23 protein-coding genes are annotated in these 24,992 nt (G+C 58.9%); 9 read left to right on the top strand and 14 right to left on the bottom strand.

Annotation, left to right across the window (positions count from 1 at the left end; translation table 11 throughout):
- The first annotated feature begins 146 nt into the window (after positions 1-146).
- Together BST95_RS10975 and ppdK are read left to right on the top strand one after the other, a co-directional pair.
- Entirely contained in the window at positions 147-1,034 is an 888-nt protein-coding gene (locus tag BST95_RS10975) for an LLM class flavin-dependent oxidoreductase (RefSeq protein WP_229801635.1), read from the top strand.
- Positions 1,035-1,127: 93 nt separating this feature from the next.
- Complete coding sequence (ppdK, locus tag BST95_RS10970; protein WP_084199461.1) at positions 1,128-3,731, top strand: pyruvate, phosphate dikinase; 2,604 nt, start codon at positions 1,128-1,130, stop codon at positions 3,729-3,731.
- A 13-nt stretch (positions 3,732-3,744) separates the two neighbouring features.
- Here the strand turns inward: ppdK and BST95_RS10965 are convergent, their stop codons facing one another.
- Positions 3,745-5,280, bottom strand: coding sequence for an acyl-CoA synthetase (locus BST95_RS10965; protein ID WP_084199459.1), 1,536 nt, complete (start codon positions 5,278-5,280; stop codon positions 3,745-3,747).
- 179 nt (positions 5,281-5,459) lie between these two features.
- Between BST95_RS10965 and BST95_RS10960 the strand changes: the two genes are divergently transcribed.
- Entirely contained in the window at positions 5,460-6,638 is a 1,179-nt protein-coding gene (locus BST95_RS10960; RefSeq protein WP_084199457.1) for a pyridoxal-phosphate-dependent aminotransferase family protein, read from the top strand.
- Here the strand turns inward: BST95_RS10960 and BST95_RS10955 are convergent.
- Positions 6,628-7,629 carry a metal-dependent hydrolase gene (locus tag BST95_RS10955; RefSeq protein ID WP_084199455.1) on the bottom strand — a complete coding sequence of 334 codons (1,002 nt, stop codon included), beginning with the start codon at positions 7,627-7,629 and terminating at the stop codon, positions 6,628-6,630. The two genes, BST95_RS10960 and BST95_RS10955, sit on opposite strands and share 11 nt — an antisense overlap.
- Before the next feature lie 147 nt (positions 7,630-7,776).
- On the opposite strand from BST95_RS10955, the gene BST95_RS21145 reads away from it, so the two are divergent.
- Entirely contained in the window at positions 7,777-8,421 is a 645-nt protein-coding gene (locus BST95_RS21145) for a YiaD family glycine zipper/OmpA-like lipoprotein (RefSeq protein ID WP_084199453.1), read from the top strand.
- On the opposite strand, the gene BST95_RS10945 is transcribed toward BST95_RS21145, so the two are convergent.
- The 5 genes from BST95_RS10945 to BST95_RS10925 are packed head-to-tail and all read right to left on the bottom strand — an operon-like array spanning position 8,418 to position 15,090.
- On the bottom strand, positions 8,418-9,881 hold the full coding sequence (locus BST95_RS10945) for a translocation/assembly module TamB domain-containing protein (protein ID WP_157114479.1): 1,464 nt from the start codon (positions 9,879-9,881) through the stop codon (positions 8,418-8,420). The genes BST95_RS21145 and BST95_RS10945 overlap by 4 nt on opposite strands.
- Positions 9,866-11,959, bottom strand: coding sequence for a translocation/assembly module TamB domain-containing protein (locus BST95_RS10940; protein ID WP_084199449.1), 2,094 nt, complete (start codon positions 11,957-11,959; stop codon positions 9,866-9,868). The genes BST95_RS10945 and BST95_RS10940 overlap by 16 nt, the downstream gene beginning before the upstream one ends.
- The gene (locus BST95_RS10935; RefSeq protein WP_084199447.1) at positions 11,956-13,710 is read right to left on the bottom strand and encodes an autotransporter assembly complex protein TamA; all 1,755 of its coding nucleotides are present in this window, start codon (positions 13,708-13,710) and stop codon (positions 11,956-11,958) included. The genes BST95_RS10940 and BST95_RS10935 overlap by 4 nt, the downstream gene beginning before the upstream one ends.
- Positions 13,622-14,326 carry a class I SAM-dependent methyltransferase gene (locus tag BST95_RS10930; RefSeq protein ID WP_338073384.1) on the bottom strand — a complete coding sequence of 235 codons (705 nt, stop codon included), beginning with the start codon at positions 14,324-14,326 and terminating at the stop codon, positions 13,622-13,624. Before BST95_RS10930 ends, BST95_RS10935 begins: the two co-directional genes overlap by 89 nt.
- A 23-nt stretch (positions 14,327-14,349) precedes the next feature.
- Positions 14,350-15,090 (bottom strand): lysophospholipid acyltransferase family protein, encoded by a 741-nt coding sequence (locus BST95_RS10925; RefSeq protein ID WP_084199445.1) that lies wholly within the window; start codon positions 15,088-15,090, stop codon positions 14,350-14,352.
- A 142-nt stretch (positions 15,091-15,232) separates the two neighbouring features.
- Here BST95_RS10925 and BST95_RS10920 point away from each other — a divergent pair, with 142 nt between their 5' ends.
- A complete protein-coding gene (locus BST95_RS10920) occupies positions 15,233-16,192 on the top strand; it encodes an MBL fold metallo-hydrolase (RefSeq protein ID WP_229801636.1) in 960 nt (319 codons plus the stop codon).
- A complete protein-coding gene (locus BST95_RS10915; protein ID WP_084199441.1) occupies positions 16,189-16,524 on the top strand; it encodes a hypothetical protein in 336 nt (111 codons plus the stop codon). Before BST95_RS10920 ends, BST95_RS10915 begins: the two co-directional genes overlap by 4 nt.
- A gap of 82 nt (positions 16,525-16,606) precedes the next feature.
- Here the strand turns inward: BST95_RS10915 and BST95_RS10910 are convergent, their stop codons facing one another.
- Together BST95_RS10910 and BST95_RS10905 are read right to left on the bottom strand one after the other, a co-directional pair.
- Complete coding sequence (locus tag BST95_RS10910) at positions 16,607-17,167, bottom strand: hypothetical protein (RefSeq protein ID WP_066049427.1); 561 nt, start codon at positions 17,165-17,167, stop codon at positions 16,607-16,609.
- Between the two features lie 12 nt (positions 17,168-17,179).
- Complete coding sequence (locus BST95_RS10905) at positions 17,180-17,881, bottom strand: class D sortase (protein WP_066049424.1); 702 nt, start codon at positions 17,879-17,881, stop codon at positions 17,180-17,182.
- A 237-nt stretch (positions 17,882-18,118) separates the two neighbouring features.
- Between BST95_RS10905 and BST95_RS10900 the strand changes: the two genes are divergently transcribed.
- Positions 18,119-19,264: an epoxide hydrolase family protein gene (locus BST95_RS10900; protein ID WP_229801637.1), complete on the top strand. Its 1,146-nt coding sequence runs from the start codon at positions 18,119-18,121 to the stop codon at positions 19,262-19,264.
- On the opposite strand, the gene BST95_RS10895 is transcribed toward BST95_RS10900, so the two are convergent.
- From BST95_RS10895 to BST95_RS10880, 4 genes are all read right to left on the bottom strand, one after another.
- Positions 19,261-20,430 (bottom strand): hypothetical protein, encoded by a 1,170-nt coding sequence (locus BST95_RS10895; RefSeq protein ID WP_146004206.1) that lies wholly within the window; start codon positions 20,428-20,430, stop codon positions 19,261-19,263. The two genes, BST95_RS10900 and BST95_RS10895, sit on opposite strands and share 4 nt — an antisense overlap.
- Positions 20,431-20,507: 77 nt before the next feature.
- Entirely contained in the window at positions 20,508-21,626 is a 1,119-nt protein-coding gene (locus tag BST95_RS10890; RefSeq protein WP_084199437.1) for an acyl-CoA dehydrogenase family protein, read from the bottom strand.
- Between the two features lie 11 nt (positions 21,627-21,637).
- Positions 21,638-22,873: an acyl-CoA dehydrogenase family protein gene (locus tag BST95_RS10885; protein ID WP_084199435.1), complete on the bottom strand. Its 1,236-nt coding sequence runs from the start codon at positions 22,871-22,873 to the stop codon at positions 21,638-21,640.
- A 65-nt stretch (positions 22,874-22,938) separates the two neighbouring features.
- Positions 22,939-23,166 (bottom strand): SlyX family protein, encoded by a 228-nt coding sequence (locus BST95_RS10880; protein WP_084199433.1) that lies wholly within the window; start codon positions 23,164-23,166, stop codon positions 22,939-22,941.
- A gap of 97 nt (positions 23,167-23,263) precedes the next feature.
- Here BST95_RS10880 and BST95_RS10875 point away from each other — a divergent pair, with 97 nt between their 5' ends.
- The gene (locus BST95_RS10875; RefSeq protein WP_084199431.1) at positions 23,264-23,623 is read left to right on the top strand and encodes a translation initiation factor Sui1; all 360 of its coding nucleotides are present in this window, start codon (positions 23,264-23,266) and stop codon (positions 23,621-23,623) included.
- Between the two features lie 320 nt (positions 23,624-23,943).
- Entirely contained in the window at positions 23,944-24,333 is a 390-nt protein-coding gene (locus tag BST95_RS10870) for a hypothetical protein (protein WP_084199429.1), read from the top strand.
- A 44-nt stretch (positions 24,334-24,377) separates the two neighbouring features.
- On the opposite strand, the gene BST95_RS10865 is transcribed toward BST95_RS10870, so the two are convergent.
- Positions 24,378-24,992, bottom strand: a complete 615-nt coding sequence (locus tag BST95_RS10865; RefSeq protein ID WP_084199427.1) for a TIGR04282 family arsenosugar biosynthesis glycosyltransferase — start codon at positions 24,990-24,992, stop codon at positions 24,378-24,380.

Genomic DNA, 24,992 nt, shown 5'->3' with positions numbered 1-24,992 from the left:
CTGCTTTCTAGCGTATACACTCTGTTGTGACCTATCGTTGCGAGCCGCTTTGTCTCGTCGGCGACCTGGGGTAACTGGGCGTAAAAAGATCCATCACTTTTCATCCGGCTACCATAACCTAATAACAATTCAGGAGTAATAGCGCTGTGAAAATCGGCATCTGTCTTCCCTACATGAAAGCGGGAATCAACCGTGATGATTTGCTGGCCTGGTTTCGCACGGTCGACTCAGGCCCCTTCCACAGCGTGTCCTGTGGCGAGCGGATCCACGGACCCACCTGCGACATGGGCGCACTGCTGGCCGCGGCCGCCGCCTGTACTGAAAACGTCGAGATTACCCCTACACTGTACGTCCTTCCCATGCACAGCGCGGTCGAAGTGGCCCGGGAAATTGCCACGCTGGATATGTTGTCCGGCGGCAGAATGAATCGCGTGGCACTGGGCTACGGAGGCCGCGAACAGGATTACCAGGCGCTAGGCGCCACTTTCAAAGGCCGGTATGGGCGCATGGACGGACAGGTGGCGACCATGCGCAACGTCTGGAGCGGGGCCGAGATCATTCCCGGCTGTGGACCCATCGGCCCCCAAGGTCAGCGCCCGGAAGGCCCGGCATTGCTCGCCGGCGCGATCGGCCCGAAGAGTATTGAACGCTGCGCACAATGGGCCGATGGCTTGTACGCCTGGTCAGGCAACGGAGAAACCGAAGAGTTGGCAAATGCTTTCGCCCTGGCAGACGCTGCCTGGGAACGGGCTGAACGCAACGAAAAACCCTACCGTATGGGTGGTTTCTGGTACACGCTCGCAGACAATGGCCAGCAAAAGCTTTACGACTATGTCTACGAATACCTGGATATCGCCGGCCCGGAAATCGCCGCCATGATGGCAGAATCAGTCTCGCGCTCTTCGGCCGACGGGGTGCGTGAGGCACTGGACAATGCCGAGGCAGCCGGCTGCGAGGAGGTCTTCCTGGTGCCCGCCACGGCAGAGCTTGTGGAAATCGAAGCCATGGCCGAGCTATTGCTGAAACGGGGGTAATTTGCCACCCGATCCGGACTTTCCACGGCACTGAAGTGACGTATACTGTGCGGCCACCGCAACCCCACAAATTGACACACCGCGAGACACTTCATGGCCAAACGAGTCTATCTTTTCAACGAAGGTAACAAGGACGATCGGGAACTCCTGGGCGGCAAGGGCGCCAACCTGTGTGAAATGACCTCCATGGGACTGCCCGTGCCCTTCGGGTTCATCATCACCACCGACACCTGCCGCGAGTATTTCCACGCCGGCAACAAATTGCCAGGCCTGCTCGAACAGGAATACCGGGTTGCCCTGGATATGGTCGAAAAGAAGATGGGCGCGCGTTTCGGCGACCCAAGTAATCCGTTGTTGTTCTCCGTGCGCTCCGGTGCCCCCGTGTCGATGCCGGGCATGATGAACACCATTCTCAATCTGGGCCTGAACGACGAGATTGCGGCTGGACTGGCCGAGAAAACCGGCAATGCTCGTTTTGCCTATGATTCTTATCGTCGCTTTATCTCCATGTTTGCCGATGTGGTGATGGGCGTACCCGGCGAAAAGTTTGAGCACGAGATCGAGCAGTACAAACAGGCCAACGGCAAGGAACTCGACGTCGACATGACTGCCGAGGACTGGCAGGCCATCATTGCCATCTACAAGACCATCGTCGACTTCCCCGAAGACCCATTCACGCAATTGAAAATGGCGGTCGAGGCCGTGTTCCAGTCCTGGCATACTCCCCGCGCGATTTTCTATCGGGAGATGAACAATATTGCCGACACACTGGGCACCGCAGTCAATGTACAGGCCATGGTGTTTGGCAACTTTGGCGAAGATTCAGGTTCCGGCGTTGCATTTACCCGCAACCCATCTACCGGCGAGCGACAGTTCTTCGGCGAGATTCTGTTTAACGCCGCCGGTGAAGACGTGGTCGCAGGTATTCGCACCCCCCTGCCCGTCGAGGCACTCAAAGAGCGCATGCCTGAAGTCTACGACGAACTGTATCGCACCCAGGAACTGCTCGAAAAGCACTATCGCGACATGCAGGACATGGAATTTACCATCCAGCAGGGTCGCTTCTACATGCTCCAGACCCGCAGCGGTAAACGCACAGGACGCGCTGCAGTGAAGATTGCCGTGGAGATGGTCGGCGAAAACCTGATCACCGAAGGCGAGGCGCTCATGCGTGTCTCGCCGGAACATGTGGAAGCCTTCCTCCATCCCACGGTGGATCCACGCGCCAAGAAAGACATTGTGGCCACGGGCCTGCCGGCGAGCCCTGGTGGCGCCACGGGTGAGATCGTGTTCTCCGCAGAGGAAGCTGAGGAGGTCGCCAAGGCGGGCCGTCCTGTCATTCTGGTGCGACGCGAAACCACCCCAGAGGATATTCACGGCATGAAAGTCGCTGCCGGCATTCTCACCGAATTGGGCGGCATGACATCGCACGCCGCGGTTGTGGCCCGGGGCATGGGCGTTTGCGCGATCACCGGTTGCGGCAGCCTGAGTATTAACTACGCCGATGGAATCGCCACTACCGAAGACGGCGTGGAAATGAAACGGGGCGACACCATTACCCTGGATGGCACCTCCGGTGAGGTGATGCTCGGTGACATTCCCAAGGCCGAGGCCTCTTCGTCAGATGACTTCCAGACACTGCTGTCCTGGGCGGACAAACACCGCCGCCTGAAGGTGCGCGCCAACGCGGAAACGCCCGAAGATGCTGCCAAGGCGATTGAACTCGGGGCCGAAGGCATTGGCCTGTGCCGCACCGAGCACATGTTCTTCGAGGCGGAGCGCATCGAGAAAATGCGCGCCATGATTCTGTCGGAGACCAAAAAAGAGCGTAAAAAATACCTCAAGGAACTGCGCAAGTTCCAACGCGACGACATGTTCGAACTTTTCAAGGTGATGGATGGCCTGCCGGTCACTATTCGTCTGCTCGATCCTCCACTGCACGAGTTCCTGCCCCACGGCGAAGACGACATGCAGGCCCTGGCCAAGGCTGTCGACAAGCCGGTGGAGAAGGTTCGCGAAATTACCGAGAGCCTGTCGGAAGTAAACCCCATGCTGGGCTTCCGCGGCTGCCGCCTCTCGATCATGTACCCGGAAATCACTGAAATGCAGGTGCAGGCCATCATGAGCGCGGCCGCCGACGCAGTCGAAGCGGGCTATAAGGCCATGCCCGAGATCATGATCCCACTGGTGGTGAATGTTCGTGAGATTCGCATGATTACCGAGATCATCGACAAAGGCGTTCAGAAAGTGCTGCGCGAGCGTCTGGTGTCTGTGCCCTACAAAGTCGGCACCATGATGGAAACGCCGCGCGCCACACTGGGTGCTGATCGCCTGGCGCCGGAAGTCGAATTCATGAGCTTCGGCACCAATGACCTGACCCAGATGACCTACGGTTTCTCCCGGGATGACGTGGGCAAGTTCATTCCCAGCTACATCGAGAAGAAACTGGTAGAAGACGATCCCTTCGTCACCCTAGACCAGCGAGCGGTGGGTCGCTTAATGGAAATGGCGGTGTCTGAAAGCCGCAAAGCCAAGAAAGGCATTAAGTACGGTATTTGCGGCGAGCATGGCGGTGACCCTCGCTCCATTCGCTTCTGCCACAACCTGGGCCTGGATTACGTCTCCTGCAGCCCCTTCCGGGTGCCTATCGCGCGTATTGCCGCGGCCCAGGCCCACGTGGAGCAGCAGGACGACTAAGCCCTCCTCAGTTTCACTCGCCGACAATCTGCTCTTTGAGGACGAACTTCAGCACTTTGCCCGCCGGGTTACGCGGCAGTGCTTCGACCACTTCCATACGCAGCGGCAACTTGTAACGCGCCAGGAACGGATCAGCGAATTCGCGCAGCCCTTCCAGCGTAAGGGACGCTCCCTCGTGCAGCGCAACCACCGCCGTCACCGCCTCGCCCCATTTTTCATCCGGGGTACCGATGACCGCAACCTCGGCAATGGCCTCGTGCTTGTACAGCACGCCTTCGACTTCTGCCGGGTACACATTCTCACCACCCGAGATCACCATATCCTTGAGTCGGTCGCAGATATACAGGAAGCCCTCATCATCGAGGTATCCGATATCACCTGAGTGGAACCAACCCTCGCTGTCGATGGCAGACGCTGTCGCCTCCGGGCGATTCCAATAGCCCTTCATAATATTCGGACCACGCAGACAGATCTCTCCTTTTTCACCCGCGGGCAGCGGCTGGTTATCGGCATCCACAATGCGGGTGCCGCTATACAAGGGCACCTGCCCCGCCGAACCAAGTTTGCTCACGGCGTGCTCGGGTGTCAGCAGCGCTGAGAAAGGCGCAGTCTCCGTCAAACCATACCCCTGACAGAAACTGACGCCGCGGGCGCCATAGGTTTCAATCAGCGATTCAGGCACCGGCGCAGCGCCACAAACCAGCACGTCCAGGGAGCTGAGGTCAGTGTCGGCAAACTGCGGCAACTGGGCCATAAACAGGTACATGGCCGGCGCACCGAACATATGGGTGACCTTGTAGCGCTCGAAATTTTCCAGCACTGCGGCCGGATCGAAGTTGCGCAGCAGGACCAGCTTGGAACCCAGGTGGAAGGAATGCAGCGTCATGACGTTCAGACCGCCAATGTGGAACAGCGGCGCCGCTGTGAGAATGATGTTGTCGCGACTCGCACCAAACGCCATCGAGGCATTGATGTTGTTCCACACGAAGTTGCCATGGGTGAGCATGGCGCCCTTGGGCAGGCCCGTGGTTCCGGAGGTATACATGATCAGGCCTGTTTCGTGCTGATCAACGGCCACTGTACTGGTGAGGGGTTCGCAGGCTGCCCGCTCGCTACTCAGGTGGCGCCAGCCATCCGCCTCGCTTTCGGAGCTGAAATAACGACGGCAGCACAGCTTGTCGAGCGCCGGCTCGACCACCGGACGCAGGGCGTCATCCACCACCAGGCTGTGCACGCCTGCGTCGTTGATAATGAACGTGAGTTCTTCCGCGGTCAGCCGGAAGTTCAGTGGCACGAATATCGCGCCCAGCGCCTGGGTCGCAAACAGGGTTTCCAGCAGGGCCGGATGATTGAAGCCAAGGTAGCCTACGCGGTCGCCCACACAGACACCCGCATCGCGCAGCAGTTGCGCCTGACGGCGTACCCGATCGGCAAATTCAGCGTAGGTAATCTCTTGCTCTTCAAAGACCACCGCAATCCGGTCGGGGTTCAGGTCCGCTCTACGCAGTGCAGCCGCGGCAAAGTTATAGTCGATTTCAGGGCGGTTCATTGCAGTACCTCTTGTTGGTGTTATTAAGCAAGGCCACTGATGCTACCAGAACCTGGGGGAGCTGTTCACGGCTTGTTCATTGCCGTGGCGAATGGACATAATTCATCCAGCTGGTATTAAGCTGAACGCTAAAACCTGATACGGTTGCGCTCCGTTGCAATACTGCAGAGACAGCCACCATGACCAGCAGCTTTTTCCCGCCCCAGCGCACTCTAATGGGCCCCGGCCCCTCGGACGTATCCCCACGTGTACTGGGCGCCCTCTCCCGCCCCACCATCGGCCACCTGGACCCGCTGTTCGTCCAGCTAATGGATGAAATCAAGGGCTTGCTGCAATATGTATTTCAGACCAGCAATGGACTCACCATTCCGGTCTCAGCACCGGGTTCAGCCGGTATGGAAGCCTGTTTCGTCAACCTGGTGTCTCCCGGCGATACCGTTATTGTCTGCCAGAACGGCGTGTTCGGCGGACGCATGAAGGAAAACGTGGAGCGCTGTGGCGCCACTGCCATCATGGTCGAAGATGACTGGGGCCAACCCGTGAGCGTAGCCAAGGTAGAGGCCGCCTTTGCCGCGCATCCCGAAGCCTCTACCCTGGCGTTTGTCCACGCAGAGACATCCACCGGTGCGCGCTCTGACGTCGCCGCGCTGTGCGCGCTGGCTAAAGCGAACAACGCGCTGAGTATTGTCGACACCGTTACCTCACTGGGCGGCATCGAACTCAAAGTGGATGAATGGGGTGCCGACGCGGTCTACTCGGGCACCCAGAAGTGCCTGAGCTGTATACCGGGTATTTCACCGGTCACCTTCAGCCCCGCTGCCGTCGAGCGCATCCAGAATCGCGAGCATAAAGTGCAGAGCTGGTTCCTGGATATGCAACTGGTTATGGGTTACTGGGGCCCCAATGCCAAACGCGCCTACCACCACACAGCCCCGGTGAACGATCTTTACGCGCTGCATGAGTCTCTGGTCATGTTGCAGGAGGAAGGTCTGGAAAACGCTCACGCCCGCCACCTGCGCAATCACAAGGCCCTGGTAGCCGGCCTGGAGGCAATGGGCCTGAGTATGGCTGTGGCAGAGGAACATCGCCTGCCCCAGCTCAATGCCGTCAACATTCCCGATGGCGTCGACGATGCGGAGGTGCGCTCCGCACTGCTGCAGGATTTCAATCTCGAGATCGGCGCCGGCCTCGGCGCTCTGGCAGGCAAGACCTGGCGCATTGGCCTGATGGGCCACGCCAGCAGCGAGCGCAATGTACTGGCGTGTCTGACAGCGCTAGAAGCGGTGCTCGGTCGCCAGGGTGCGGCGATTACCACCGGCGCCGCCCTGCCCGCCGCCAAGGCCCAGCTCAAGGGCTGACTAGCATCTCCCAGAAGATGGTGGCCCGATCAGGTCCACCGTCCCGGGACACCACATACTTCACGTGCTCCCAGCGGCCAGCCTGCTGATCGAGCTCAATACCCCACAGCGGGTCGATCTCATGGGGCAACATCGAATAGCGAATATCGATGACCCGATTCGGGTGTTGTGGATCCAGGGCAATGTAGCCATTACTGAACCAGCGGAAACGCTGGATATCCCGCCCCTGCTGTGAATCAAGGTCCAGCCAGGGCGCATCTCGCTGCGCATCAAATTTAAGCACCGAATTGCCCGCGAACACTTTCGGTCGCCAGGTGGCCCGCACCGCATCCACGTAATAGCGCCCATCGTGTGCATAAACGGTTTTCCACAGCAGAATATTGGCGAAACTCGGTTTCGCCTCCAGGCCCTCAGCAATATGACCGCGGCTACTGGCCAACTCTCGCCCCATCTCCACGGCCGCTTCGCGCTGATACAGGCCAAGGCCCAGGTAGCACAGCGCCCAGACCAGCCCGACTCGCGCTACGCTCGGCTTGCGCAACCACCAGGCCAGTAACACACACAGCAGTACTGGCAGCGTAAACAGCGGGTCGATAATTGATATGGTGTTCCACGCAAACCGCTCATCGCTGAACGGCCACAACAGCATCGTGCCGTACGTGGTACAGGCATCCAGCAAGGCGTGAGTGGCATAACCCAGCGTACAGAACAACCACGTCTGGTGGAACGCGAGCCCGCGTCGGCGCCCCAGCAAACCGTGTAAAACCAGCGCGCAGATTGCGCCGCCCAGCGGAATAAAGATCAGCGAGTGGGTGAACTGCCGGTGGTACTCTAGAAAGAGCAATGGGTCCTCAGATGAGCGGATAAGCACATCGAGATCCGGAGCCATGCCTGCAAGAAACCCAAGCAAGCCTGCGCCGGCGACGGTATGTGATTTACTCAGCGACTGGGGCAGTGCCGCCCCCAGTGTCCCCTGCGTGAGTGGATCCATAAAAAGTTCCCTGCGAAAAACCTCAATAAAGTTACAGAAAACCACTCCCTGCAACCACCGACCATCGGCTATTATTTTTAACAATTCTTAACGCAACACCGACACGACCACACGGTCAAAACGGTAGGTTCCTCGGAGATTCCAGTAATGAAAACCCTCAAACCTCTCGGCATTGTCACCTGCATGACGCTGGTATCTGCCTGCACCACCAATCCCTACACCGGTGAGCAGCAGGCCAGCAAAGCCGCTACCTACGGTGCTGCGGCGGCGCTGGGCTGCGGCCTGATCGGCGCCATTGATTCCGGCAAGCACGCTCGAAATGCTGCCCTTGGTTGCGGCGCTATTGGCGCCGGCGTCGGCGCTTATATGGACGTTCAGGAGTCGAGGTTACGGGCAGAACTTCAGGGCACAGGCGTTCAGGTGGCTCGCGAAGGCGACAATATCCGCCTGATCATGCCGGGTAACATCACCTTTGAAACTGATTCCTACAACCTGAAATCCAGCTTCTACCCGGTACTGAATTCCGTCGGTACGGTGTTGGCCAAATACCATGACACCACCATCCGCGTCTCCGGTCACACCGACAACACCGGCAGCCGCGCCTACAACCAGACCCTGTCTGAGCGCCGCGCTGCATCCGTGGCCGATTATCTGGCAACCACCCAGGTGGCGCGCGATCGCATGCTCGTCGAAGGCCGCGCATTTGATCAGCCCATCGCAGATAATTCTACCACCGCCGGCCGGGCCGCCAACCGGCGCGTTGAGCTCTACATCCTGCCCAAGACCAGCTAGCGGATATCGAAGGAGTAATACAGGTCTACAGAACTTTCCAGCCGGCTCACCACTTCCAGCCAGAGCCGGCTTTGCAGGTATAAGCGCGCCGTGAACACATTAATGGGCTCGTAAATACCCACCCCATAGGACACATAGATTCGATTGCCGATATAGCCGCTGACCGTAGCGGCTGTATCATCTTCCGAACCGCTGGTACCAAACGCCACATCGCTGATTAACGGCATGCGGTTAAGTTCGTTCACGATCCCGCTGCGATTCACGACATCGGCCCCTACCGCCAGGGCCAGCGCCGTGCCATCGGCGCCGGCACCCGCATCGAGGCCTCGACCACGCACCAGGTAGGACATGGCTTCGCTCTGGCTCATCACCGGATTGGAATACACCTCCAGTTCTGCGTCATCCAGCGTGCCGGTAAGGCGTGCGCCGACGGTGACATCATCGACACGGATCTCGCGCTCTGCTCCGATATCGAGTTCCGGATTTTCTGGCGGGCCGGAAAAAGCGATGGTGCCACGTTGAATACTCAGCCGCTGCTGGTAAGCGCGCAACTCACCTCCAAGCAGATTCAGGGTACCGAAAACCTGCAGGGGCGTAGTGGGTGTCTGCACAAGTTTCAAATCACCACCGAGCACGGCTTGTACTGCCTCGCCCTCAACCCGGAAGCGATCGCGGACCCGCACCCAGACATCGGCATCCACGGCAATCGGCGATTCGTTGAGCAACGCATTGCCCTGAGCGTCTACTATGACCACGTCATTTGAAATCGCCACACTGCCCGCGGGCAGCTGTTCGTGACGCAACACACCCTCGTGGACCATAACTTCACCGCTAATGCTCAGCTGTCGCTGCGCATAGCCAATCTCCAGCGTTTCCGATACCAGCAGCTCTGACGCCGGCGGCATCAGCACTTGGTGCCGCCCTCCCGTGACAGCAAGCTGTAAGGTCAGCTCGGGCTGCACCGTCAACGGCCCCTGAAATTCCACATCACCGCCGCCGAGAATAGCCTCACCACGGATATCCCCCTCACCCTCACGCAGCATCAACTGCAGTGCCAGGTCAGATAACTCCGTGGGATTGGTCACCATCAGCACTCTGCCATCCACCAGAGAGAGGTCGGCACTGACCAGCGGCGACGTGACTGGGCCCGCCAGTTCGGCAGTACCGGACAACCTGCCCTCCAGGCTGGACAACTGCGGGAACCAGGGTGAGAAGCTGGTCATATTTAGCGCATCCACTTTTACGCCCAGCTGCATGGCGTCAGCTTGATCGGAGGGCAGTGATCCTTCTAAGAGCACCACATCGCGGCCATCGCGTCTTACCAGGCCACTAAGCAACAGCTCGCCGCTGTCCTGACGCTTGGCATGTAAAGCGATTTTTTCGTAATGCGCCCGCACCTGCTCACCCATCCCATAGCGCCGCACCACCTGCAGGTTTTCGCCACTCAACAATCCTTCCACCTGCAGTGCCTGGCCCGGCTGCCACCTGGCCGTTGCCCTGCCCTGCACTTGCCCCGCAATCTCATACCCGGCGGCAGAGCCGCCTCCAGGGCGCGTATATTGCCCGCCATAGCCAGCGCTACATCGCCGCGCTCACCGACAATCAGCTGTTCTGCGCAGACTTCAAAGTGGCTGTGATACCAGCAGTTCGGGGATGCCGAGAACTCTTGCTCCGCCGCTGAGTAAGCCAGCGTCACAGGATCGCGCAATTGCCAAGGGCCTGCGGCGGTCTCCAGCTGAGCTGGCGCCAAAGTACCGCGCCACTGGCCCTCCACAAATGTCCCCTGTAATCGCAAATCTCCCGCCACGGCGCCATCGAGACGGACACGAGCCTGGTGGGCAGCGACACTACCGCCGGTCGTCAGGTGCGCGCCAAACCTGCGCTCGGCTGTGCCGATGTCGGCCGCCTTCAGGTCGACACGAAAGTGCGCGCCAGGCAGATCATATTCACCGCGTAAATCCGCTTGTCCGATCTTCAGGTCGTTATACGCAAGACCGGTGGCTTTACCGTTAATCTTTAAGGCTGTCAGCTTTGTGCCACCCTCCGCGCTGAGGGCGAGCTGGCCGCGCCCCTCGGGCAACCAGCGCGCCAGATCGTCGACGCTGACCTCGATGCGCACCTCGTCCTTGGTTATCTGCGCATCGAGGGCTGCACCATTGACAACGGCTGTCAGTGAGCCCGGCAACAGCGCTCCCTCGGAAGACACCCCGGCGGCCCCCTCCAGGTGGGCAGGTAGTGCAGCAACTTCTCCATCCAGCGCCATGTCGGCAACCTGCACTGACCACACCGTCTCATCACCAGCCGCAGTGAATTGCAGGCGCCCATTTAAACGGCCCGGTGCCAGGGATACCGGCAAAGCAAACCCTGCGCTGTGCAGCTCACCTTCGACCCGCCAGGGTATTTCAGCGTGCGCGACCCCTGACAGCAGCAGCTCACTGTCAGTACCGCTGTCACGAAAATACACATCCGATATCTGCAGCTCGGGCGCCAACCACTGCAATCGGCCACTGACCGCCAATCCACTGTAGCCCTCGCCTTGCAGCGTGGCGGAAAAGTCCGCGCGATGCTCTCCCAGGACGGCTCCCTGCACAGTGCCTGACACAGGCCCGGCCACGGCGAGATCGGTGGCAGCCAGCGCCGCAACCTGGTTACCCAGTGGCATGGGTTCTGCCCAGGTCAGCGTCCACTGGGCGGCGTAGGGTAACTGCGGCTGGGTGAGATCGATTTGCGCAGTGGCCTTGGCATCCGGCTCGCCAGGGCTGGACATTGCCAGGTGTAAGTCGTCGATCGGACCCACGGCATTGAAACTAATGTCTCGCTCCCCCGCGATCGGCTCCAGGGCGGCGCTATCTGAGACAATGTTTCCATCCAGGGACAGCGGCCAGCCATCTGCCAGCTGAGCGGTACCGCTTGCCCGGAGGCCGCCAAGCTCTGGCGAGGACACCGATAGCTGAACAAGAGACACATCAGCCCCCGACCAACGCCCGGCGAGAGACGCATCGGTCAGCGATATACGGGCCGCGTTAATATTGAGATCGATGCGCTGCGCCGACAGGCTGTCTATTTCCAGCGCCAGGGGCAATACCAGTTCCGGCGGCACAAAGGCCTCCTCTCCCGGCTCATCGGCGGTGTCCAGAGTCAGCTCGCCCTGTACCAGCTCCACCCTCGCAATCGATATAGCATCGCGCCGCGCTGTGCCTGACAGGCGCGCATCCTGATGCTGCCAGTCACCGCCTTGCCACGCGACCCTGCCGCGTTCCATTGCCAGGTCAAAACAAACCTCGCTCACCCACAAACAGCCCGGCTCTAGCGACAGCGTGACACCCGACAGCGATATGTCGACGGCTTCCAGTGACAATTCAGCGCGTGCCAGGCGCAACTGGCCGAACAGGCTTCCGCTGGTGTACTCAAACTGCACGGGGGCTATGCCCTCGGCCCAGGCAATCAACCGCCGGGTGCCAGCATCACTGAATAGCAACAGCCAGAGCACCAACAGCATCGCCGCCAGTAATGCCAGAGTGGCGTATACCGCTCTCAAAACTCGGCTCCGATACTGAAATGCACGCGCCAGGACGGGTCATCCTCTGTTACCGGATTCGCCAGATCCAGCCGCACGGCACCGACTGGCGTGATGTAGTGCACGCCAAAACCAACACCCACGTTGGCGTCAAATTCACCCTCATCGAAAGCATCGCCAGCGTCTACAAATAAAGCTGCCCGCCATTGCTCTCGCACCTGATACTGGTATTCCGCGCTAACGGTAAACAGCCGGTCGCCACCCACGATCAGGGTGACATCTTCTCCGAGTTCATCCTGCACCGTGATTTCATTGCCGATGGACTGATAGCTGTAGCCACGAATACTCTGAGAACCGCCGGCAAAGAAATTCAGCGAAGGCGCCAACTCAGGCCGGTCACCGTCGGACAAAAAGGCCATCCCAACTTCCGAACGCATGACCACACGATGGCGATCTGCGAGCGAGCCGACATAGCCGAAATTAGCCGCCAGGCGCACCAGATCAATATCGGAGCCGGCATCTTCTGCACCGCCCTCGATCCGATACCACTGACTGAAAGCACTTCTTGGATTGAGGGGATCACCCGCGCGTTTGCGTTGCGAGAGTGAAAATCCGGGCAACATATAGTCTCTCTCGCGATCAATACCCTCGGCTTCCCAGGACTCGGTCAAATGCCGCACGCCGTAGGCATACACCCAGTCATCGCTGTTAATTTCACGGCGCACATAAAACTCTTCCTGGTTGCTATCCAGGTCGCCGAATTCATTGTCCTCAAGACGGGCACCGAACTGCAGCACATCGTCGTTGGGATGAGAGAGCGGGATAAAGTAGGCAAATCGCCCGCTGGGATTCACCGGCGAATACATCAGGCGCGTCTCCTGGCTGTGACCCCGGCTATTCAACCGCGGCGTGCGCCAGGTGACGGACAGGCGCTCTTCGGTATCGGTGCTGAAACCAATACCAAGATCGACACTGTGGCGGCGAGCAGGATACAGGGCCAGGTCTAGCGGTATTTCCTCCTCAGTCATCGCATCGCGATCCGGCCGCAGGATTACCGTGGAGAAATAGCCGGTGCGCTGCAGATTCGCCTGGGTCCGCTGCAACAGGGCCTGGTCGTAGGGCGCGCCCTCCTCGGCTTCAATCAGCGCCAGAATCAGGCTGTCCCGCAACAAGTCCTGGTCATAGCGGGTGGCGCCAAAACGGTAGCGCGGCCCGCTCTCGTAGTGAAGATACACATCAGCGGTGTTGCCCAGCGGCTCCACCTGCACTTCGCTGCGGGCGAAGCGCGCATCGAAATAACCGCGCCGCAGACCGAGTGAACTCATGCGCGACTTGAATTGACCGTAAGTCTCATGGTTCAGCACATCGCCCGGCTGCAAGGTCTGCTCGGCGAGCAAGCCAACAAACGCTCCATCCTCGGCCGCCGCGCCATTGACCTTGACCTCGACGATGCGCAAACGCGCGGGTTCGCCCGGGTCAACCTCAATATGCAAGCGCCAGGGGTTGGCACTACGATCGAGGTCCAGGCTCACCGTGGCATTGTAATACCCCAGCGCCTGCAGGCTTTTAGTGACATTCTCCCGGGCGGAGAAAATGTAGTTGGTGCGACTCTGAGCCGAGTCCGGCAGATCGCCCAGCCAGGCCCGGGCGTTGTCCCGGAGCTCACCAGACAGGCCGGTTAGCTCAAGTTCCAGTGTTTGGGCCTGAGCGTTCCAGGCCGGGAGTACGAGGACCAGCAGTGCTAAAAGTGCCTGTGGAATTCTCGCCTTCAATGGGTGGTCGCAGTGCCCCAGTAGTTATAGCCGGCAATACGCGGCGTTCCGGGAATATAGCTGTTCTCCATGTTCTGAATGCTGAAACCGCCCTGCGCGACAATGGCGGGAATATCCCGATTGAGGTTGCAGCCCCGGCCATTGCACTCCACAGAGGATTGAGGCGCTCCTGCCAGCGCTGCACACCCGCATCCGGCGCTTTGCCGTGCTCGCAGAAAATAATACACCCTCCAGGGCGCAGCACCCGGGCCATGCCCTCCAGGGCCGCTACCGGATCGGGTATCGTGCACAACGAGTAGGTCACCAGAACCGAATCAACGGCGTTATCTTCAAGCGGAATCTGTTCGCCGGGAAGGCCTATAAACTCCACCTCAAAATCGAGGCCACGAGCGCGTTCGCCTGCCAGCTTCCAGGATTCCTCCGACGGGTCCAGGCCAATCACCTTGTCGACCTTGGCGGCATCGTAGTACGGCAGATTGAGTCCGGTGCCGATACCGATCTCCAGCACCACGCCCTCGGCCTTTGGCACCACTTTCTCCCGCTGCTTCATCATGGGCTTGGTGCTGCAGGCGCAATTGATAAAGCGAGGCAGAATATACTTGTCGTAAACACCCATGGCCTGGCTACCTCGCTGACAGGTTACTGGTAGGCTTCAGGATCGAGGCGACGCATCTCCGACTCAATCCACTCTTCTATCTCGACCATCATCTCGTCCTGGTCGCGCCCCTCAGATGGAATAGGCGCACCGATAGACACATCTATAGTACCCGGAATAAACCAGAATGTTCCCCTTGGCCAACACTTTGCCGAGGTCACAGCGATCGGGATGATCGACGCGCCTGTCAGTGTGGCCAGGCGAGTGGCGCCGGTTTTATATTTTCCTTGCGAACCGCGCTCTGAGCGGGTGCCCTCAGGAAACATGATAATCCACTTGCCCTGGTCCATAAGCACCTCGCCCTGCCTGGCCACCTTGGTCCAGGCCTCCGAACGCTTGCTGCGGTCAATATGAATCATGTTCAGGCGCCCCATGGCCCAGCCAAACACGGGAATGCGCAGCAATTCCTGCTTGAAAACATAGGCCAACATGCGCGGCATCCAGGCCGGAAAGAAAAACGTCTCCCAGGTGGACTGATGCTTGGGGCAAAGAATAATGCGCTGCATATCATCCGGTGTAGGCAGGTTCTCCTGCCCGTGCACCCGGTACTTGACTCCACCGACAATGCGGGCCGCGCCAATAACGCCACTCAGCCAGGGCACGCCGAACCAGCGCCACAGCAGCCGGTCACCGACGAAAATGGAACATATCAGCAACCCCAGGCCCATGGGGATGAGTGACACCACCAACCAGGTGAACACCAGCAGCGATCGAAATGCGTTCATGTAGTACCTCAGAAAACTCACGGGGTGCATTAAACCAGAGCAGGCCCACTGAGAAAACCTGTACGCAGCCTGATACTTGCTTCCCTAAGCCTTGATGGCCGCTGTAATATATGGGGTTTGCTGGACGTTCAGGAGCAATGGCGTGCACAGGAACCCCCAATCAGGATTAATCCCACTGGCCAAGGGCGCCTGGGCCTGGCTGGCTCCGGGCAACAGCTGGGGCTGGAGCAATGCCGGGCTGATCAGTGACGGCGAGGAAAGCCTGCTAGTAGATACGCTCTACGACCTGGAGCTGACCGACGAAATGCTCGCAAAAATGCGCGACGCCGAGCCCCTGGCGAACAACATCGACACTCTGGTCAACACCCATGCCAACGGCGACCACTGCCACGGCAATGAACTGGTATGCGGCGCAGAGATTATCGCCTCGTCCGCCTCAGCCGCAGAGATGGCCGAGCTACCGCCCGAAGCCATGGCTGCGATTGTCGCCATGGCTCCCGACATGGGCGAAATGGGTCGCTACTTTCTCGACTGCTTCGGACAGTTCAAGTTCGAGGGCATTACCTTTACCCCACCGACCAAGACCTTTGAAGGGGAATTACACCTGCAGGTGGGCGACAAACCCGTGGAGCTGATAGAGGTAGGCCCCGCCCATACCCGCGGCGACATTCTCGTCCACTCCCCCAAGGACCGGGTGGTGTACACCGGCGACATTCTGTTTATCGAGGGCACACCAATTATCTGGGAGGGTCCCGTGAGCAACTGGATCGAGGCCTGTCGCCGGATCGAGGCGATGGATGTCGATCACATTGTTCCCGGCCACGGCCCCATCACCGACAAGCACGGTGTTGCGGCAGTGCGCCAGTATCTCGAGTTTGTACACGAACAGGCACGCCAGCGCTATGACGCTGGCATGAGCGCCTTTGACGCTGCCAAAGATATCGAATTGGCCGAGTACTCGGCCTGGTCAGACCCGGAGCGCATCGCCGTCAATGTGGACTCACTGTACCGTGAGTTTCGCGGTGAACAGGCCGCATCAGATGTATTTGAACTGTTTGCCAGAATGGCTGCCCTTGCCGGCTACGACGTTGCCACGCCATGAAGAAGCCCGTCTCCAAGGCCGACATCCGCGCCCAGCTTGAGCAGGAAACGAAACGTTTCCTGACCGAGGGCGGCCAGGTGGAGAATGTGCCGCGAGGTACCAGCGGCAAAGACCCAGCAGACGCCCCCCTGTTTCTTAATCGACGCCTGTTTGTGGAGCCCAGTGCGCCGCGCACACTCGTACCCGAAGTGGTTGCAGCGATTGAGGCACGGCGCAAGGAACGACTGAAGCGCACTCCCGCACCGAAGCGCTCGCGTTTGCGCAAGCCGCGACGCAAGATTATCTACGACGATTTTGGTGAACCACTGAGAAAGGTATGGGTTGAGGATTAGCCCGGCATAGCAGTCTAAACGCCGGCGCTGCAGGCAAAAGAAAAGGGGCCACAGGGGCCCCTTAAATTTCAGGAGGTATTGCTCAGGAGCGGCGACGCAGACCTGTGAGTGCACCACCGAGGGCCAGCAAGGCACCACCGGCTGCACCGATCAGGAAAAGCGGAGAGGCAGTAGTGGGCATTTCGACCACTTCTTCCTCAATAACAACCATATCAGCCGCATCGGGACCGTCCTCGTCATGAACCGCCAGTGCAAAGCGATCCTCAGGCAGGTAAACGTTCAGCTGCTGGCCGCGCATCAGGTCAGATGCACGATAGCTGCGACCGCCGATATCGGCACGCCAGCTGCTATCCAGCTGTACTGAGCGGCTGTCACCCATAGTACCGTCGGTGTGAACGGTGCGGAAAGTCATGCGATTACCACGCACGCGAACCACTTCGATCACAGCCTTGGCATACAGCTCGCCGTCTTTCTCGTACACAGACTGACAGGTCTGGGCGATGTCAGGATTGACTGCCAGAACTTCAGCAGACCAGTTCAGATCAGCACAGGTAACGCTGCTCTCCGTACGGTCTTGTGCCATTGTGGAGCCCGCGGACAGAGCCAGGGCCATACCTACTGCAACTACCATCTTCTTCTGCATGTCAATTCCTCCTTAGTTTTGATTGACATAGGGTTCGTCGAGTGTCGCCGTCACGATAAATCGCTGCGGCGCATGCCCGACAAAGTAAAACGGGTAACAGGTGACCAGAGTGACTGTCTGATCACGGGTCTCTTTCAACAGGCGGGTGTCGTCGATTTCGACGATGTGTGTTTCGTCGATGACAAAGCGCTTCTCCCCTTCTAGGGTTTGCAACACGATCGCATCGCCGACCTTGATATCCTTGAGTGCGCGAAAGTAGCCATCGCGGTGACCGGAAATACCGATATTGCCACCTTCGTGCGGGTAGGCCATGCCGTCGATTACACCTGCAGCGCGGTCCATCACCAACTCGGTATTGGTCTGGTAAACAGGGACTTTGAGGTTCACGCTAGGCACTTCGAGTACACCGAGTACCGGCGGCAGATCTTCAAGCAGGCTGGCCTGGTAATCGGCCACCCGGCCAGGGGCCCAGAGGGTGGTGTCGGGGGCGCCAACGTTTTTGAAATCGGCAGGATTCTCAGGCACAGCAGGGACGGGAGGCGCGACCTCGCTGGCAGCCTGGGCAACCGCAAGTTGTTCCTGGAACGCATCGATAGCACCGCGGCGCTCTACTTCCCCCTGGGCCAACTGGACCAGAAAAAAACCGAGCAACAATACCCCTGCCACATAACTGGCAGCTTCACCGACGCGGATGAACGCTGGACGAACACTCATATTATGTGTCGCTATCCCCTGATAGATCTCTTGTTTATTCTAGTAGGTTCTAGAGATGTTGCTAGTTTATTCAAATATTGTGACAAATCCACGAATCCTTATCGCCCCTAGATCATGGCTCCCTGTTCAGCATGATCTTGTTTTCCAATAATGTAGACCATTCTCGCCATTACACCATGCGCTAAATCACAAAATACTTTTAAAACTACAGAAAACAACAATACGGAGATCAGCAGCTTGGATATTCAACCGTTCAGTATCGCTATCGATCAGCAGGAACTCGATGATTTAAGCGCCCGCCTGCGCAATACGCGTTGGCCCGAGGCAGAGACCTGCGAGGGCTGGGATCAGGGCATTCCCCTGTCCTACACCCGTGAGCTGGCCCGCTACTGGCTAGAAGACTATGACTGGCGTCGCTGCGAGCACATGCTCAACCGCTGGGATCACTTCACCACGGAGATCGACGACCTCAACATTCATTTTATTCACCAGCGCAGCCAGGAACCCGATGCGCGCCCGCTGATTATCTCGCATGGCTGGCCCGGCTCCATTATTGAGTTCCACAAAATTATCGACGCTCTCACCGACCCCGTCGCTCACGGTGGCGACGCTGCCGATGCCTTTCATGTGGTAGCCCCTTCCCTGCCTGGCTATGGTTTTTCCGGCAAACCCACTCGCACCGGCATGAGCGCGGATGCCATTGGTCGCCTGTGGGGCAAGCTAATGGACCGCCTGGGCTACGACCAGTATTTCGCACAGGGCGGCGACTGGGGCAGCATCGTCACCCAGGCCATGGGGCAGTCAGAGACCGAACACTGTGCTGGCATTCATGTAAACATGCCCATTGCAGCCCCTGACCCTGAGACCATGGATGATCTCACCGAGGCCGAGCGACAAGCGTTGACGGACCTGGCTTTCTACAATGACTGGGACTCGGGTTATTCCAAACAGCAATCGACCCGCCCGCAATCGCTGGGCTACGGCCTGGCAGATTCACCCGTCGGACAAATGGCCTGGATTATGGAGAAGTTTTACGCCTGGACCGACAACGAGGAAAATGGCGTAAAGCACCCGGAGAACGTGCTCACCCGCGATGAGTTGCTGGACAACGTCATGCTGTATTGGCTGAACAATTGCGCCGCCAGCTCTGCACGACTCTACTGGGAGAGTTTTAAGAACCCCAACCTGGGGCCTATCGATATGCCGGTGGGTTGCTCAATTTTTCCCCGCGAAATCATGCGCACCAGTAAGCGCTGGGCCGAGAAACGCTTCAGCAATTTGTTTTACTGGAATGAGCTCGAACGCGGCGGCCACTTCGCCGCAATGGAGCAACCGGAAGTCTTTGTGAACGAGGTGCGCGCCTGCTTTCGCAAACTGCGCTAGCGATCGAAGTCGTCGCCGGTGTTAAGGCTATTGCTAAATGGCCGAGGCACCGGCTTAACTGCCACCTCTGAATCGGGCAACGCATAGTCCGAATCATCTATGCAATCGACGTCGAACCCGGCGTCCATATCCTCCAGCATCGACGATGGCTCCCGGCCGATAAACGACAGGTTGTCCAGCTCCGGATCAGCGGCCTCAGCAGATGCTTGCGGCTCACTAGTCTCGACATCCGGCACCACCTGCACCTGTAATGCCCGCGCCTGGTCAGCCAACGTGCCGCTCACTTTCAACCCGCGCCCTGTCGCCAGCCGCGCCTGGATGGGGTTCTGCAACTGCACCTGCAGGGTTTCTTCGCCGGCCTCTGGCTGCAATGGTTCATTATCCGCCACTGCCTCGCTCTCGGACTTCAAAGGTGAATTTTCTATTTCATCCCGCTCAGCACGCTGGCGCATAACCTCGTTAGCGCAATCGGCCCAGCGTCCAAAGTGCGACGATTCCGCCGGATCAGGCATACGATGCTTGCGAAAGTCACGCATCGCATTCATGAAACGCTGTTTTACTGCGCGGTAGTGATAAATGTGATCGTCGGTGGTCAGCGGCAGTAAATCGCCGCCGCGAATCACCAGCATTTTTGGCGGCAGCTGCCCTTGCAGCCCGTGAAGCAAATCGGCCAGAAAGCACAGCCGGAATGCAGAGTGAATCGTCGTCTTACCCTGGGTGTCGCAGGGTATATAAAGGAAGTTGCCCAGTTCGGAAAAGCCACTGGTACGCATCAGTAAATTAGCCGAACCCGACAAGGGGCCGAGTGCTAGTTGACCGTTGACAATGAAATCGACCCCGTCGCGCATGGCCTGCAGTGTCTGGCTGCGGCGCTGGGGTTCGCGGATATCCCAATTGATGAGCGTGACCTGTTTTCCCTCGGCGAGCAGAGACTCGGCGACGTCATCTTGACGGGTCATTGTGTCGCCAGGTTCGGTAGTACCAGCGTCGGGGGGAATACCGTGATCGGGGTTTTCGAGATGGAGGCGTTCCATCCAGCAGGCGAAGGGAGACTCGCGAAACAGAACGAGGTCTTCTGATGTATAGGTTACGGCGTTGTCAACACTGTAGCGGTACATGGCCTGCTTGTTACGTCCCCTTGGTCGCAAACCGCCCGGAGCATCCATTGCGTCCGTGCCGTTTGGTTATTTATATCGGAATGCCCGGCCAGTGTAAACGACCGCCGGGCATTCAGGGTACGCGGCTAGCCCATGACAATGCTGGCGAGCCGTGCCCGGTGCCAGGGGCCATCACCCCACAACATCTGGCTGTGCTTCTGGCGCTTAAAAAACAGGTGCACAAAACACTCCCAGGTAAAGCCGATGCCACCGTGGCATTGGACAGAGCGACTGCTGGCAGAGGCCGCCATATCACTGGCAGCGGACTGCGCCATGTGGGCGTAGCGCGCCGCTTCCTCCGGCTCCGTATCCCAGGCACAGGCTGCGCTGTACACCAGCGACTTGGCCCGATCGATATCGACCATGACATCCACCAGCTGGTGCTTGACGGCCTGGAAGAATCCCAGAGGTCGATCGAACTGCTGACGCTGGTTGGCGTAATCCACGGTGGTTTGCAGCTGCCATTCTCCCGCGCCCACCATATCTGCCGCGTACAGCGTCCAGATCGCTGGCATCGCGCGCGCAAATGCCGCGCTGGCATCGGCGCAGACCTGCATCGCCTCGACACCGGCAAAAACCACCCTGCCCTGATCGCGACTGAGGTCGACAATCGCATCCGCCTGCACGTCAACACCCGGCGCGTCCACCGCCAACCAGTAGAGCCCGGTGGTATCGCCATTGCGGGCACATACCAGTAAATGACTTACCTTGCCGATATCCTGGACAAAGCAGGCGGTCCCATTCAGTTTGCCGTCGATACATTCCACCGGCGTCTGGGCCAAATCCCAGGAGCCATTGGCATCACTCACAGCCAGGCTGGCAGTCGCCCCTTCCGCAATCGCCTCGAGCGGTGCCTCGCCACCGGCGCCAGCGGCGCCCAGCAGATAGCTCGCTGAGAGTGTTGGTAACAGCGGGCAGGGAAACGCCGCGCGCCCCAGCTCTTCACAGAGGCCGGCAACCGCCACCAGCGGCATACCCACGCCGCCTTGTGCCTCGGGCACTGCCAGCAGCCCCCAGCCCAGCTCCTGCATCTGCGCCCACAGCGCTTCATCCCAATGCAGTGCGGGGCCGCGCTCAGGGGTAGGATCGCCGGCAACCATGCCGTGGAGTACGTCTGCGGTAAATTTCTCTGCCAGCAGCTTGCGCGCAGAATCTTTCAGTAATGCGGCTTCTTCAGTGAAACCAAAATTATCAGGTTGTGTCATTGTCGTTATCCTTATTTTGATTTCGCCATGCCGAGTACGCGCTCGCCGAGAATATTGCGCTGCACCTCGCTGGTGCCTGCCGCAATAGTGAAGCCGAAGGAATTCATGTAGGCCATAGGCCATTGGCCGCCATCGGGCGCGCTGCCATCGCCGAGGTAAAGCGACGCGGCTGCGCCCTCGATGTCCATGGCGATGCCAGCAGAATCCTGCATGATTTCACTCATCAGCAGCTTGTTTTGCAGCGCCAGGCGCATGGGATGATCCAGCAATTCAGTGACCCGTCCACGCCGGTTATTTTCCGCCAGCCCCTGCTCGCGAATCAGCTGCTGCATGATCTGGTCACGCACCAGGGGATCTTCTGCCGCGGTGGCGCCATTGCGGGCCGTACGTCGCGCCAGATCGATCAGCGCCATCGCGCTGGTGTTGTGGGTGGACTCGCTCTTCATGCCACCAGAGCTCGGGGTGACCAGCTCGCCCGCGCCGCGTTCGTGCGCCAGTGTGGTCATGGCGACCTGCCAGCCCTTGCCCAGCTCGTCGAGCCGGTAACTGTCGTCCACCTCCAAATCCTCGAAGATCACCTCGTTAAAACCGGTCTCGCCGGTAATTTTGATCAGCGGGCGAACGGTTACGCCCTTGCCCAGTGCAGATTTGATCGGCACCACAAAATACGAGAGCCCGTCGTGCTTGACCGACTTGTCAGTCCGCAGCAACAAAATCATCCACTCCGCAAAATGCGCCAGCGACGTCCAGACTTTGTGCCCGTTGATCACCCACTTGTCGCCCTTGCGCTCGGCGAACGTTTGGACGCTGGCGAGATCGGAACCCGCGCCCGGCTCAGAGAAGCCCTGGCACCAGATATCCTCACCGGAAAACAACTTCGGCAGCAGGCGCTGCTTGAGCTCCTCCTGAGCGTGATAAAACACCGTGGGTGCTGCCATACCCAGCCCGATCACATTGGGCATAAAGGGCGTGCGCGCACGGCGCATTTCCTCGTTGGCGATGCGCTGACAGTTCTGTCGACCGCCGCCGCCCACTTCCACGGGGTAATCGCAGCCCACCAGACCCGCATCGTAGGCAGATTTCTGCCAGGCCTGCAGATAGCTCAGCTGATCGGTGGTCATGATCTCCAGGGGTGACTGCGGCAACCTGACGGTGGGTGGCTCAGGGGTATTTTCTGCCAACCAGGCCTGCGCGTGGGCCCTGAATTCTGCCTGTTCAGGCGTGTCCTTCTGCTGATCAGCTGACATGGCTTCTCCTTCCTATTTATAGAGTTATGGTGAATACGGATGTGGGTTAAAAGAGGATGTACTGACTAGTAGTGCGGCGGTTTCTCCTGCACGGTAGCGCCGCTGCCCGCCTCGATTGAGGCCGCCTGCTCGTCCTGGCGCTGCTTGAGCAGGGTCATCTGCCGCCGCAACACCAGGATCTCCTGCTGCTGTTCGGTCAGGGCCTCATTCAGAGAGGCAATAGTATCTTCCTGGAAGGCGAGTTGGCTCTGCAGGTCGATAACCTGCTGCCGCAATTGCTCCAGCTCGGACATGAAACTCCCTATCGGCCACTTCCGGCGGCCACTTGCGTTACCAAAGCCAACTAATATACTGCCCCGCTTTCAGAAATGACACGGGCAATCACCCCTCATGAGCAAGAAAAAAGGACAGCGGCTGGTCTACTCCACCGACGGCGGACGGCTGTGCCCTCAGTGCCACCGGCCGGTAGGGGACTGCGTCTGTGGCAAGGACAAACCCGCCTACACCGGTGATGGCATTGTCAGGCTGCACCGCGAGACCAAGGGCCGCGGGGGCAAAGCCGTGACCCTGGTGAAAGGCGTGCCCCTGGCAGGTGTCGAACTCAAGGCCCTGGCCAAGGCCCTCAAGCAGAAATGCGGCGTGGGTGGTGCACTTAAAGACGATGTGATTGAAATCCAGGGCGACCAAAGGGATACGCTTAAGGCTGAGTTAGAAAAACGCGGCTACACGGTAAAAATTGCGGGCGGATAGGCTCAAAAATCTACTTTTCACGAACATGGCGACTTTTGTCGCCTTTTTTGCGCTTTTTATATGCAGAATTACGTAGATGGAACGCTCTCTAATTCACTTTCTCGTCCCAGTTACACCCTCTTCCCGAAAATTTTATTAAATTAACCCCGCAAACCGTTATTTTTATTGGATTTTATTTTTTCCTGTGCTAAAAAGTAACCTGTGAGCACGGAACTGCGGGGAAATGGGATAGTTCTCGCACCATAAAAATCCGGCCACATAAAACCATAACGTGAAACAGCAGTATCTGACGGAATTAGCATCCTGCGAGGGAGTGGGCCATGTATATAACCGCAGACCACCTGAGAGATCAGGTTATCCGACCTACCCTGAAATACCTGGGTAAATGGACGCCGTCGAGTGAGACGTTTCTCCTTGACGCCGCGATTGACGCCCCCGACCTGGGGCTATTCTCAGCACGCAATGACGGCCTGGGACTGTTCCACATTACCGCGGCACAACACCGCGACCTGTGGGACCGCTATCTGGCCTTCAACCCTGACATGGCGAGCCGCGTACGCGGACTAGCCAGTCAGCGCGCGTTCCTGAGCGATCCGGACAGCGAGCTGCAAACCAATTTGAGCTATTGCACGGCCATTGCCTGGCTGCTCTACCAGCGGGCGGGGCTCGCCGTGGAAGACACCGCCAGCGAAGAAGCCGTCACCGCCTGATTGAACAGGGGCACCAAAGTGCCCCTGCTGTCGCTCGGCCTCGCCTACAGGGCACCCGCGATGCGTCTCCAAAGATGCAGGTCTTCAGGGCGATCAATATCCTGCAACACGTGAAGCGCAGCCCAGCGCGCACCATCCGCCTCCAATCTCGCCACCGTTTGCCGATAAACGCTATCGGTTCCCCAGTGCACGCCATCAAACCACGACCAGGCTACGGCCTTAACGCCAATCAGGACATATCCGCCATCTTCGGCCGGACCCAGCACAACATCGCTGTCTGCCAGTGCGGCCAGCGCCTGACGCAGATAAGCTGAGTCAATCTGCGGGCAGTCACTTCCCACCAGCAACACATACCTGTAACGCGACAGACCGTCCTTGAGTGCGTGGAACATACGCTGGCCCAGCCCAACACCCTGCTGGGGGCGAATCTCGTGAACTCCCAGCTTGCGGCACTGTTCAAACAATGGCGATTCAACGGCGCCGGCGACGGCCAATTCCACATCACCGACCGCGGCAGAGGTCAGGGTTTGCACTGTCCAGAAGACCAGATCGCAGTGAAGTTTTGCCGCCTGCTCGAGATCGAGCGCGGGCAGCATGCGGGTTTTCACCTGGCCGGGCACCGGCTCCTTGGCGAATTGAATAATGAGTGCTTCCTGCAC

This window comes from Halioglobus japonicus (assembly GCF_001983995.1).
GTDB classification, from domain to species: domain Bacteria; phylum Pseudomonadota; class Gammaproteobacteria; order Pseudomonadales; family Halieaceae; genus Halioglobus; species Halioglobus japonicus.
This window is presented reverse-complemented; position numbering and strand designations above follow the sequence as displayed.